At 41.6% G+C, this 13,002-nt stretch carries 8 protein-coding genes, 2 pseudogenes and 1 riboswitch; of the genes and pseudogenes, 8 read left to right on the forward strand and 2 right to left on the reverse strand.

The genetic code is table 11. The features are described from left to right. Positions 1-360 precede the first annotated feature (360 nt). The 8 genes and pseudogenes from DT065_RS16590 (at position 361) to DT065_RS16625 (ending at position 8,477) form a co-directional block, all read left to right on the forward strand. Positions 361-1,851, forward strand: coding sequence for an IS5 family transposase (locus DT065_RS16590; protein WP_114375271.1), 1,491 nt, complete (start codon positions 361-363; stop codon positions 1,849-1,851). Between the two features lie 841 nt (positions 1,852-2,692). Next, positions 2,693-4,461 (forward strand): annotated as a pseudogene (locus tag DT065_RS16595) (reverse transcriptase domain-containing protein). 331 nt (positions 4,462-4,792) lie between these two features. Further along, a pseudogene (locus tag DT065_RS16600) lies at positions 4,793-6,042 on the forward strand (APC family permease). A 27-nt stretch (positions 6,043-6,069) separates the two neighbouring features. After that, on the forward strand, positions 6,070-6,642 hold the full coding sequence (locus DT065_RS16605) for a bifunctional transcriptional activator/DNA repair enzyme AdaA (RefSeq protein WP_114375273.1): 573 nt from the start codon (positions 6,070-6,072) through the stop codon (positions 6,640-6,642). Next, positions 6,632-6,958, forward strand: a complete 327-nt coding sequence (locus tag DT065_RS16610) for a hypothetical protein (protein ID WP_114375275.1) — start codon at positions 6,632-6,634, stop codon at positions 6,956-6,958. Before DT065_RS16605 ends, DT065_RS16610 begins: the two co-directional genes overlap by 11 nt. Continuing rightward, on the forward strand, positions 6,928-7,098 hold the full coding sequence (locus DT065_RS16615) for a methylated-DNA--[protein]-cysteine S-methyltransferase (protein ID WP_269467388.1): 171 nt from the start codon (positions 6,928-6,930) through the stop codon (positions 7,096-7,098). The genes DT065_RS16610 and DT065_RS16615 overlap by 31 nt, the downstream gene beginning before the upstream one ends. Positions 7,099-7,642: 544 nt before the next feature. Continuing rightward, positions 7,643-7,741: riboswitch (guanidine-I (ykkC/yxkD leader) on the forward strand. A 95-nt stretch (positions 7,742-7,836) separates the two neighbouring features. Next, positions 7,837-8,163 (forward strand): DMT family transporter, encoded by a 327-nt coding sequence (locus DT065_RS16620; RefSeq protein WP_114375279.1) that lies wholly within the window; start codon positions 7,837-7,839, stop codon positions 8,161-8,163. Beyond that, the gene (locus DT065_RS16625; protein ID WP_114375281.1) at positions 8,160-8,477 is read left to right on the forward strand and encodes a DMT family transporter; all 318 of its coding nucleotides are present in this window, start codon (positions 8,160-8,162) and stop codon (positions 8,475-8,477) included. The genes DT065_RS16620 and DT065_RS16625 overlap by 4 nt, the downstream gene beginning before the upstream one ends. A 1,031-nt stretch (positions 8,478-9,508) precedes the next feature. Here DT065_RS16625 and DT065_RS16640 read toward each other — a convergent pair. Both DT065_RS16640 and DT065_RS16645 read right to left on the reverse strand, forming a co-directional pair. Then, the gene (locus DT065_RS16640; RefSeq protein WP_160112622.1) at positions 9,509-11,941 is read right to left on the reverse strand and encodes a transglycosylase domain-containing protein; all 2,433 of its coding nucleotides are present in this window, start codon (positions 11,939-11,941) and stop codon (positions 9,509-9,511) included. Between the two features lie 393 nt (positions 11,942-12,334). Next, a complete protein-coding gene (locus tag DT065_RS16645) occupies positions 12,335-12,883 on the reverse strand; it encodes a TetR/AcrR family transcriptional regulator (protein ID WP_114375285.1) in 549 nt (182 codons plus the stop codon). Positions 12,884-13,002: the final 119 nt, after the last annotated feature.

Genomic DNA, 13,002 nt, shown 5'->3' on the forward strand with positions numbered 1-13,002 from the left:
TAAATACCAAACCGGCAGGCAAAGAACACTGGGCGTCGTCACTCCGTAAGTTTCTGGTCACGAATAAATGGATCCATCAGCAACGGATAGACGGCGGAAGGGTATTTAACGGGGCGGCTCGAAGATGAAGTATTTAAATTAATGCTTTGTCAAGGAGCCCCCCCCTCTTTATTATGTTAAAGCATTTTTTCATATTATTTGTTAAATGAATCTAATAAAAATAAAAAGTCACTAATTTAGGTGCCACTGAATAGATGAAAATTCCCTTATTAACAAGGATTTTCGCTGTTTTTGTCGAAGTAAAGTGCACAGGAAAATATACCAGGAGACGAAAAAACCTTGCACCTGGAGGGCGAAACCATGTATCACCATTCGGAACATCAAATGCTTTTACCCAATGATTTTTTTCTACCGTTCGGAGGCAAACTGAACCCGGATAACCGTTGGGTTGTGCTGGCAAGCATGATCCCTTGGTGGAAAGTAGAAGAAGCCTATATGGAAACCCTGAAAGACCTGACCCAAGGGAACCAAGCGTATTCGGTCCGAATGGCTCTGGGTGCTTTGATTATCAAGGAAAAACTAGGCACGAGTGATCGCGAAACCGTTGAACAGATCGTCGAGAATCCGTATCTTCAATACTTCCTGGGTCTGCCTGCATTCACGGAAACAGCACCTTTCGACGCTTCTTCCATGACGCACTTTCGCAAACGTATTTCCCGTGAGATGATCGATCAAGTCAATGCGTGGATCGTGGAAGACCAGCAATCCCAAATAGATGGTGATGGTGACGATGATGATGATCACCACGATACGCCTTCGACTTCTGCGTCCTCTGATGAAAAAGAGGGGAAGGAAGACGCCCCGAGAACCCATCAAGGGAAGCTCTTAATCGATGCCACGTGTGCGCCCGCGGATATCACATACCCAACGGACTTGAAACTTTTGAATGAAGCCAGTGAAAAGTTGGAAGCGATGATTGACGCGTTGCACGGACCGTTTCGCGGAACACAGAAGAAGCCACGAACCTATCGGAACCAAGCCCGACAGTCATACCTGTTCATTGCTAAGCAGAAAAGTCCGAAACGCAAAAAGGTACGGAAAGCGATTCGAAAGCAGCTGGGTTACGTGAAACGAGATCTCAACCATCTGGAAGAGCTGTCATGGCCATCCGGGATCGAACGCCTAAGCAGCAAACAGTATCGTGAACTTCTTGTCATTCAGGAATTGTACCGCCAGCAAAGACAGATGTTTAAAACGAAGACCAACCGCATTGACGACCGGATCGTCAGCATTCATCAACCCCATGTTCGGCCAATTGTTCGTGGAAAAGCCCATATGAACGTGGAGTTCGGTGCTAAGTTGTCCATGAGCATGATAAACGGATGGGCGTTTCTCGACAACTTGCAGTGGGATGCTTATCACGAAGCTGCTGATCTCCCGGGTGCTGTAGAAGCATATGTGCAACGTGCGGGAACGTATCCTGAAGCTGTTTTGGCGGACAAGATTTATCTCACACGCGAAAACCGAAAGTACTGCAAAGAACGCGGGATTCGTCTCACAGGTCCTAAGCTGGGGCGTCCTCCTAAACAAGAATCCAAAGAGCAGAAGAAGATCGAAAAGCAGGATGCCGCAGACCGAAATGCCATCGAAGGGAAATTCGGTGAAGGCAAGCGTACCTATGGCCTCGGTCTTATTCGAGCATGCCTTCGAAATACCAGCGAGACGGTGATTTCCCTTCAAGTGCTCGTCATGAATCTCTCGAAAGCCCTTCGGGAGCATTCTTTTTTTATTTTTTTCATGTATTTGATTCAGGGTGTTCGATGTTCAAAAGGCTACCCCGAGGTTGCGTGAATTGAACGGCAGGTCATTCAGCAACCCCTAATGTAGAATGTTATAAACATATTCAACTCTTAAGCAATCGATCGGGCCATTTTCTGGGTGCGAAACGTTCCTGACTCAAATGAAATGTGGACACACAATTTCGGTAAAGGTAGGCAGTTTAGATTTAATACTGAAGGGTTATGTCGAGGAGTCGAATGAGGAGGTAACGCTCTGAAAGGCTCCCCCTGCGTCGAATAGCACGCTGTTTAGTAAGGAGCAGTGTGTTATAAGCTCGGCTAATAGGTGCGAGAATTTACCGTATCAGTCAGGCTGACGAAAGCCTACCCGATGGGGTGGTGTAAATCATGGTGCTTGGGTTGGGCAGATATGGTGAGAATGCGATGAAATATAATAAGAAAGTATATTGCTGACGAACTTCTGAATGTACGGGTCTAGAATGGCATTATATAGAAATGTATTTACTACCACATGTAGGGTTAGCTTTGGGTGAGTAAGACTCTAGATCATGAAAATCCATCTTGTGTTACAGGCACATGCGATGCTAACAGGCTCATAGGAAGCACCTAAGTTTGTTCCATAATAGATATAACTCAACGTTGTAAGCTGATAACGTGGAGGGCTTACTCTCGGAGAAACGTTGAAAAGGAAAACAGTCGTGAGAATAGCGACTGTATAACTCTTCTTTATATCAGTGAAAGTGGTGGCACAGTACCTGCGAAGCGTGTAACGAACGTGAAGGGATAGCGACTAGACTAATCAAAGATTTATTCAACCATGCAAGACAGCTCTTAAACGATTAATAAGGTTCTTGTAAGACTAATAGAGGTTCAGCTCCAAAGGAGCCACCGACTTGTTAAAACGAAAGAAGCTGAGGCACAATGAGTATTATGATATGCAATATCATTTTGATTCTCTATATGCTCAAAGTGCTAATGGTCAAAATTTTTATGGATTACTTAATTTAATGCAATCCGAAGAAAATATTCGATTAGCTTATCGCAATATTAAACGAAATACCGGTAGTAAAATGGCTGGTTATGATGAATTGACGATTCAAGATATAAAGTTACTATCCGTAACAGATGTTATTGCCGAGATACAACGGATGTTTGAACACTATATACCCCAAGCCGTCCGGCGCGTCTTCATTGACAAGGAAAATGGAAAAACACGTCCGTTAGGCATTCCGGTTATTTGGGATCGATTGTTCCAACAGTGTATCTTGCAAGTGCTTGAACCGATTTGCGAAGCAAAGTTCTATAGACACAGCTATGGATTTAGACCAAATCGCAATACCCATCATGCGAAAGCCAGGATGGAAACACTTATCAATCGAGCATGCTTGTATCATTGTGTAGATGTTGATATCAAAGGTTTCTTTGACAATGTTGATCATGCCAAGCTATTAAAACAAATGTGGTCACTTGGCATACGTGATAAGGCACTGCTCTCCATAATCTCAAGGCTTCTAAAAGCAGAGATTGTTGGGGAAGGCTTCCCGATGAAAGGTTTACCCAAAGGGGGTATTCTGTCGCCCGTATTGTCTAATATCGTTTTAAACGAACTGGGTTGGTGGGTCAGCGATCAATGGGAAAGCTATGAAACACGGAGTCCCTATCAAACGTATGCGAGCAGATACAATGCATTGAAACAATCGAATTTAAAACACTGTTATATTGTAAGGTATGCGGATGATTTTAAAATCCTCTGTCGTACTCGTTCACAAGCGATTAAAATGCATTATGCCGTTAAAGATTTTCTTCGAACAAGGCTTCGTCTTGAAATTAGTGAAGAAAAATCCATCAGAGTTTTTAGGCTTTCGCATTAAAGCCCATCGTAAAGAGACGAACAAGGGAATACGCTACGTAGCTCGTTCACACATGACCAAAAAGGCACTTGATAACGCACAAACAAAGATTAAAAAAGCTGTAAAGAACATTCAGAAACACCAAACAGCTGAGAACGTTTGGCGATTCAATCTGGCCATCATGGGCATACAGAATTATTACTCGGCAGCCTCACGGATAACGATAGACTTAAGCAAGCTGAACAATCGTCTTCACAAAACAATGTATAATCGTTTAAATGAAATGAGAAAAGAGGCTACGTTTCAGGACTTCTCAAAATCCTTACAGAAACGGTATAAGGGATATGAATGCAAACTGTATAAAAGTTCTCGTCCCAATACATGCCCAACGCTGTAAGGTAAATCTAAATTTCTCTCAAACGATCTGTAACTACACGACCACAGGTAGGAATAAAATTCATCAAAACTTGCGGGCGATTGTTACCCACGTGATGAGGCAATTTATTCCTAGCCGTTCCATTGAATACAACGATAATCGGATTAGTCGTTTTATCGCACAATACGGAAAGTGTGCGGTTACGGGAATTGAATTAGGAATGTACGATTGGCATTGCCATCATAAGACACCGTACCATCTTACAAAAGATGATTCATACGGCAACTTAACGATTTTACATGAATCCGTTCATCGCCTCATTCATTTGAAAAACCGAGAGAAAATACAAGGTCTTTTAAACGCACTCGAGTTAAATGATAAGCAACTCAAAAAGATTAATAAATTGCGAGAGCAATGTCTGAACGAAGCCATCTGACTCTACATTTCATCTTGCATACCCATAAAAATACTGAATGAATTGGATTAGTTGGAACGCCGTATGCGATGAAAGTCGCACGTGCGGTGTGAACAGGGGGAAAAGGGAGCGATAACTTCAAACCCTTACCTATCTGTATAATAAATTGCTGCTTATAATCCTCTATTTTATGGATACCACCCCCATAGAAATTACACATGTTGATCAATCAAATGGAAAACAAACCCCCATAAAAACCACCAGTAAAAACTTTAATAAATTAAATCGCAAAAATCCGGAAGCGTACCTCAATCCTACATTGGTATATTGCATGTAGAAAAGAGGTGGCTACATGAACAATACATCAATTGGATTATTTCAAGGTATTGCTTTATATATTGCAACTGTTTTAGGATCAGGGGTTCTTTTTTTATTCAGCGTTACGGCTTCAATAGCCGCGGGCCGGCTTCCATATTATCCTGGATGATTGTGATTATAATCAGTTTTCCTCTTGCTTATTCATTCGCTTGCTTAGCGAGAGATTATCCAGACGCTGGAGGGGCTGCCACTTTTGTAAGGCATTCATTTGGGGAACATTTAGGAAATATTGTTGGATGGTTCTATTTTGTTACAGCAGCAATTGGACAGACCATAGTTGCTTTAACAGGAGCGTATTATTTAGGAAACGCCTTTGATTTTTCACAGATGGAAATAATGTTTGCTGCCTTATTGATGTTGATTCTTGCAGGCGTAGCTAACTATTATGGCATTCGGGTAAGTGGCAAAGTAGCGTTATTGTTGAGTGGATGTTTATTTCTTCTGTTAGTAGTAACAATTGTATTGGCTCTTCCTAGTATAAATTGGAATCAATTCACCCCGTTTTTTCCTAACGGAAGTGGTTCAATTGGTTCTGCTATAACCGTCATTTTTTGGGCTTTCTTTGGGTGGGAGGCGATTTGCAACCTTGCAAACAATTTTAAGCATCCAAATCAAAACATCGTTAGAAGTACCATGATCAGTGCCATAATTATTGGTGTACTTTTTCTTGCTCTTAGTTTTATAACCATTGGAACAGGAACCTATGGTGATGAGGAGAGTAATTTATCGCCTATTGCTGTGATCATGAACGATACGGTTGGTCTGAACGCTCAAGTGATTACCGGTATTCTTGCTTTTATCATTTGTACAGGAACAACAAACGCATTTGTTGCAAGTCTTACTCAACTTGGCTATTCATTAAGTAGAGACGGGGCGTTTCCTTCCTATTTTTCGGTATTACACCCAAAGATCCAAATATCAAGACGAATGGTTTTGTTTGTCATTATTTTCGCAGGGTCGGGAGTTTTCATTACAAACGCTCTTTCTCTTACGTTTAATGATATTTTATTTATTCCAACGTCCCTAGGGATTCTTGTTTATATTCTTTCGATGGCTGCTGGTGTTAAACTCTTTAGAAAAGGATCTTTGCCCTGGTTGTGTTCATTGGCCGCCTTGACCTTATGTGCACTCGTCCTTCCGTTTTTTCGATCATACATCATTGTGCCATTGGTTGTCGTTTCTATATATGTAGTTTATATGTTCTTTTCTAATAAAAGGCGTTAAACTAATGAAAAGACAGGAGTGAACGAGATGGTTGTTCATGCAAAGTTTTCTTTCAAAGAAATGGTGGAGATTGCTAACAGCTGTGATTATTCATATGACGGCCTATTTTTCTATGCAGTGAAAACAACAGGGATTTTTTGCCGCCCCTCTTGTAAGTCGAAAAGCCCCAATAAAGAAAATATCACCTTTTTTCAAACGGCAGAAGACGCAAAACGAGCAGGTTTTCGCCCTTGCAAAAGATGCCAACCGGATGTAATGAATTTTGATCCCAAAATGGATCTCATTAATGACACAAAGGCATATATTCAAGGGCACTATACGGAAAACCTTACATTGAAAAAAATAGCGCAAAACATTGGTATAAGCCCCTATTATTTAGGACGACTTTTTAAAAAGCATACATCAAGAACACCACGTTCCTATTTAGAGAATATTCGTGTGCATAAGGCCGTTCATCTTCTAAAAAACACTGACCTACCTATTTCTGATATTTGTTATGAAGTTGGCTTTCAAAACGCCTCAAGTTTTTATCATGCTTTTCAAAAACAGACACAGTATACACCTCAACAGTATAGAAAGGATTTTAGCTATGATCTATGACGAATGTCAAACAGACATTGGGTGTTTAAGATTTGTTCTAAAGGAAAACGGAACGCTTGCGCGAGTATTTTTAACCGATCATCATTGGTTCACTTTTGTTGAAATTAATGCTGTTAAAAAAAGCTCTGAGGTAGGAAAAATTGTTCGAGAACAGTTTCAAGAATATCTCGGTGGGGAACGTAAGTATTTGAATTTGAAGGAACATCATTTCAAAAGCAATCATGGGAAGCATGACAAACTATTCCTTATGGGGAAACAAAATCTTATTCTGAAATTGCTCGTTCGATTGATCGACCCCAAGCTATTCGTGCCATAGGGCATGCAAACAGTATGAATCCGTTGCTGATTATATTTCCTTGTCACAGGGTTATTGGAAAAAGCAAAGGTTTGACTGGATACGTTGGGGGCATAGAAATGAAAAGGCAGTTACTTCATATTGAAGGTGTTTTCATTTAATGGCTGACAAGAAAGCAAACAATTTTCTTTAACATTAGTGTCTTGCATTAAATCACTTTCAATATTATTCATCAATCGCTTTCGATGTATCGGTAATTCCAAGTCTCTCTGCTTATATCTATCGAATGTACGTTCCTTTTTATTGCGGGGGAAATATTTACTCACAAGGGGATAAGGACTTTGTGAATGCAAATGAATATGGTTGAGATAAGGGCGGCATGATGTAACGCCGGCCTAAATCCCTTGATATAAGGGGTTTAAACCATTCTTGTTTGCTATTAAGAGAGAAAAACTAACATTTTGTGATGAAAATGAGTTTTCTTGTTAGCCGCATTCTTTTAGAGGGTGCGGCTAGCTTTTTGTGTTAAAATAAAGTGTGATAGTTCGATCACTATTGTTTTATTCTGGTAAGGAGCCAGATTGTTGAAGAGATGGGTTTAATAAATATTAAAAATATTATTTTAAGGAAAATTTTATTCCTTACAAAAAACGAATCGTTTGCCATCTAAACAAGTAATATTGTATACCGCTAAGTAACGAAATAACCAAAGCTTTCTAGGGTTCCGCTTTTTCCAAAAGGGCTGGTCCAAGAGAAAGTGCAGGGCGTATGTCTTGTTCACGGCGGGAAAAAAGCCCGGGAGATATTACATTTTTGTATGTGATATTTCCCGGGCTTTTTGTTTTTTAAAGTAGCATTTGGGTACGCTAAAAATAAACCTAAGAAAGAAGTATTAATATATGTGGACGATGGTAGTAATAGCTGCAATTTTTGAGATAGGTTGGGCAACAGGGTTGAAATACGCAAATGATGCAATGACATGGGCTTTAACAATTGTTGCTATTATTATAAGTTTTGGCTTATTAATTATCGCAGCATCTAAGTTACCGACAAGTACTGTTTATGCTATTTTTGTCGGATTAGGGACAGTTGGCACCATTGCCGTAGATATCATCATTTTTGGAGCACCTTTGGACTTTGGTATCATCCTGTTTGTGGCATTATTGTTAGTAGGTGTCCTTGGTCTTAAAACAGTTACTGGTAAGAAGGAGGCGGGGAGTTCATGAGTTGGATTATTCTTATTATTGCCGGACTACTTGAAGTATTAGGCGTTAATGGGATTCAAAGGTATAGTCAAGGTCAAAAAACGAGTGGAATTTTATTTGTTGTATTTGGCTTTGCTGTCAGCCTAACTTTGTCAGGCATAGCAATGGAGAATATCCCTCTTGGTGTTGCATATGCCATTTGGACTGGAATGGGGACAGTAGGCAGTGCGATCGTTGGTATGGTCTTTTATAATGACTCAAAAGATAAAAAAAGAATTATGTTTTTAGCATTCATTGTGGTAGCAGTTATTGGCTTGAGAATCGTATCAGGTTAATACTCGGGGAAAAAATAAGTAACGGAAACTGGAATTATGTATTAAGTAGTTTTCTGGTTTACATTTTTAAGTCGGTTCTAAATCACACTTTTTCTAAGTTATGTATGGTTAATTGAAAAAGCTTATTTATTAGAACAGGAGATTTATATATGGTTAACGTACCATTGCTTCAGAAAACAAACGGTATACCCGTAGTTACTTTAATGAATCCACTAGCATTGCATTAATTGAGACAGAATGATCCAAAGATATCGAATGTTCGAAAATGAGAGGGTCAGAACATAAAAACCCTTTATAAAGGAAAGACGGGTGGTATCCTGTCCAAATCCAATATAAATGGATCCGGCAAATCGACAACCATGCTTTTTCACTGAAATTCTTGGAAAAGTTGTATAAGAAAAGGTCCGCCTGTGGCCACAGTATTTATCAAAAAATAAATCATTCGTTCTCTCATCGAATTCGACATTCGCATAATCGAGGATCGTTTTCTTATTCACACCGAGGCCAAGCTCCATGATTGGCTCCAGGCTCTGGTCTGGATGCGTATCAATGGTTGCATGGATGGAATCGTTCTAATCGTTGTTCCAGATGACTTTGATAATTCACCTACTGTATATATTTTTTCAGACAAATGTCAGTCACCTCTACCTTGATTAGATCATAATACGTTACGTCATATGCAAGAAAATTTCATGAGAAAGAAAAAGTATGAGGTGCGATAACGCGAATGCCGTCCCCCTCAGCGTAGAGAGCCCCTCTTTAGAGGGACGATACCACAAAAATCGTCCGTCTCAGCAGGGGTTGCAGCCGATCAAAGGAGCTGATAACGCTTTTGCATCGGTCACCTTGTATGATTGATGAAATCAACGAAAGTGTTTGGCTGATATATGCGTATCATCGGGAGGAATTGTGAGTATGGCGAACAAAGAGAGAAAGAATTTCTGAGACAGACCACTAGTGCCCATTTCCTTCACAAAAGTCTTTAATCAAAGAGCTACGCTCTTTATCGAATTGATCCAGGGTGGGGGAATTCACTCATCGGTGTCTTCCCCGTTCTCCCCGTCTTCCTGTTCGTTCTCGTCTCCTTCTCCGTCATAATCTTGCGTTTCCACTTCGTCATCATCATCATCAGCTTCATTCTCGTCCTCACCCTCGTCTTCTTCTACCTCATCCTCATCTTCTGCGCTCTCGCCTTCCTGTTCCGCTTCATCCTCATCCTCGTCTACGTCGTCCTCGCCTTCTGTCTCGCTCTCTTCCTCCTCGTCTTGCTCGTCTTCTTCTGTCTCCTCTTCGTCTTCTACGCTCTCGTCCTCGCCCTCATTCTCGTCCTGATCATCTTCGTCTTCACCTTCACCTTCATCGTCCTCGTCCTCATCCTCTTCTTCCGGTTCCTCTTCTTCGATTGCATCCTCATCAGGCGTTACCGGAGTCTCTTCTTCATTTCCTTCTTCATCCTCTTCTTCCGTTACTTGCGCCGGCGGGTCGTCACATCGATAGAGTTCCCCGTCACTTTCGCAAATGGAATTCGGCCTTGAGAAATCCTCGGTCCCTTCGCCTTCGTGAACATTTGTCATTACGATACGGAATATATCCTGAGCAATATTTCGCTCTTCACCCATCAAATATCCACTGGCACGGTCGCCGCTAAACCCGGTCCATACAGCTGCCGTGTAATTAGTGGTATAACCATTGAACCAAACATCCGGGACACCGCCATCCGGGATATCATTCTCCTCCTGTTCTTCTTGGGTGAAATTAGAGGTCCCGGTCTTTCCCGCTAGCGGCAGACCATCAACGTTCGCGCGTTGACCGGTACCGGAGGAATCGTCTACGACATCCTTAAGCATATCGGACATCATATAAGCGGTAGATTCATACATCACTTGCTCCGATTCAGGCGAATTCTCTACCTCACGTCCATCTCGAAATTCCATTTTTCGAACGCTAAAGGGTTCATTGTAGGTTCCTTCATTCCCAAACGCGGCATAAGCGCCGGCCATATCCAAACTGGATAGATAACCCCCAAAGCCACCTAAAGCGTATCCTTCGGTAATATCCTCATCAAAGTCGAGGCCAAGATCTTCGGCAAACGCTTGTGCATCTTCTAAGCCCACTTCCTGAATAGCCTTTACAGCCGGAATATTTAAAGAGCGCACAAGCGCTTCTCTCATGGAGACTTCGCCGCTGTAATTGCCACCATAGTTACGAATGGAATCCCCATTCGAATATTCGTGCGGTTCATCAACAATGGTTTCTCCGGTGTACCACCCTAATTCCTCGATAGCGGGACCGTAATCAAGAATGGGCTTGATCGTTGATCCCGGTTGTCCGCTGGCGGCAGTTGCGTAATTCAATCCCCTTTTTTCTTCTGTTTCCTGCCGGTTGCCTACCATAGCACGAATCGCCCCGGTTTCCGTGTCAAGGAGGGAAAAACCGACCTGGAATTCGTCGTTATCCGGGTATTGAGAAATATAGTCTTCGCTTTGAATAACCTCTTGAGCGATATCCTGCGCATCCGGATCAATCGTAGTATAAATATCAAAGCCGGCAGCGTAGATATCCGTCGTTTCAATCCCATCGATATTTTCCACTTCTTCCATTACATGGTCAATGATCGATTGATAAGCGACATCCTCCGGAGGGGTGTAATCCAGTTGATCTTCGATATTCACAGCCATGGCATCTGTTGCTTCATCTTCACTGATAAATGCATGCTCTTCCATAAGGGAAATGATTAAATCTCTGCGTTCTTCAGCTTCCGTAGGGTTATTTTGTGGATTATAATAGGATGGACGCCGCGGAATGGCTGCCAAGACAGCAGCATCGGCAATGGTAAGTTCATCCAGGTTTTCTTTGTCAAAATAGCGAATCGCTGCTTCTCCAACCCCCCAGGCTGAACTGTCAAAATAACTGCTGTTTAAATACATTTCCAGGATCTCGTCTTTGGAATATTGTTGCTCCATTTGCAAAGCGAGCCATTGTTCCTGTACTTTTCTTTCAATCGATTGATCGGCGGATAAGAATGCTTGTTTTACGAGTTGCTGGGTGATTGTACTTGCCCCTTCAGAACCAAACCCATCGGTTATATTCGAGACAATTGCACCGCCGATTCGGTAAAGGTCAATGCCACTATGTTCATAAAAGCGATAGTCTTCCACCGCGATGAAAGCATTCATCAGATGTTCGGGCATTTCATCAATTTCCCGATAGGTACGATTTTCCGATCCTTGCAACCGCCCGAGTTCATTATCATTCATATCATAAATTGTCGACCCTTCCGAAAATGTAAGTTCTTCCGCATTGAGCTCAGGGGCGTCCGAGATCATTGAAGCTGCTGTCGCGGTCATTGCTACCATACCTACAACGAATACCCCGATGATGATAATCAACATTTTTTTCACCGGGGACCGTTTTTTCTTTTCTTCCATACGGCGTTTCTCTGATCGTGATCGGTACTGCGCCATCAGCTATTCCACCCTTCTTAGTTGCTTTAAGCACTACCGATAATTACTCCATACCCGTTTATGATCCATACAAAAAGCAAACATCTTAGATTCTGTGATGCTTGTAGCAGACGTTTGACCGTCGAGCATTTTCATATGCTTTTATTTTGGAAGGTTACTTTTTCATTGTAAAGCAACTCATTTAAAGGGGTGCTGTTAGATGAAATGTGGAAAATAATGAGGTGCTGGAATACAAAAGTATCCGGGATAGAAAAAATGAATATGCTTGAAAAAGAGGAAAAGGAATTAAAAGAAGAATTTCCCAACATGAAGATCAATTCTTGATTTACGTGCTTTGGTAAGAGAAGCGGTTCAGGAATTGATCGGTTGTTAAGCGATCAAAATTCCAGAATTTTAACGGATTTTCGCGCTGTTAATCAGGCGGGCAATCTGCTCCGGTGACTGGTCCATGTTGTTGGCAAGCCATTGTTTGATGACGTAGATGCTCCCTCCGATCAGAAAGGTACCGGCGTATTCTGATACATCTGTACCCATTTCATTATTGTCCGTCCAGTTATTGATGAGAAATGTTCGGGCGACGTCCATGACTCTTTGTTCAAAGGAATGATCCCCGTTTTCATTGAGGAGTGTCTGGCAGATGTTGTATTTGGAGGCGATATACGCCAGAAGTCGCTCGGTCATTTGCAGGGATTCCTCTTCTTGCTCAATATTATATTGATTTAAATAAGTGTTTAAATCTGCGATGATCTCTTCTTCTATTTTCTCAAGCAAATCAAATGGATCTTTGTAGTGTGTGTAGAAAGTGGTGCGATTGATATCGGCGCTTTTGCAGATTTCTTTGACTGTGATAGTTGCGAGCTGTTTGGTTTGCAATAGAGAGATTAAGCTATCCTTTAGGACCATGCGGGTATATTTCTTTCGTCGGTCGAGTTTTTTGTTCACAGCATTGTCACAACCTATTTGCAAAGTTAACCAACACTTAGCCGCCAAGTGTTGGTTTTTATACGTGTGCTTCAAAACTGTATGTTGTAGGTCCAACACGGTGTCTTTTATAATGTTAT

The sequence above is a fragment of the Salicibibacter kimchii genome (genome assembly GCF_003336365.1).
In the GTDB taxonomy this organism is placed as follows: Bacteria; Bacillota; Bacilli; order Bacillales; family Marinococcaceae; genus Salicibibacter; species Salicibibacter kimchii.

Excerpts from the sequence above, each read along its gene's own strand:
- DT065_RS16590 (WP_114375271.1), top strand. The coding sequence starts at position 361 with ATGTATCACCATTCGGAACATCAAATGCTTTTACCCAATGATTTTTTT.
- DT065_RS16605 (WP_114375273.1), top strand. The coding sequence starts at position 6,070 with ATGGTTGTTCATGCAAAGTTTTCTTTCAAAGAAATGGTGGAGATTGCT.
- DT065_RS16610 (WP_114375275.1), top strand. The coding sequence starts at position 6,632 with ATGATCTATGACGAATGTCAAACAGACATTGGGTGTTTAAGATTTGTT.
- DT065_RS16620 (WP_114375279.1), top strand. The coding sequence starts at position 7,837 with ATGTGGACGATGGTAGTAATAGCTGCAATTTTTGAGATAGGTTGGGCA.
- DT065_RS16625 (WP_114375281.1), top strand. The coding sequence starts at position 8,160 with ATGAGTTGGATTATTCTTATTATTGCCGGACTACTTGAAGTATTAGGC.
- DT065_RS16640 (WP_160112622.1), bottom strand. The coding sequence starts at position 11,941 with ATGGCGCAGTACCGATCACGATCAGAGAAACGCCGTATGGAAGAAAAG.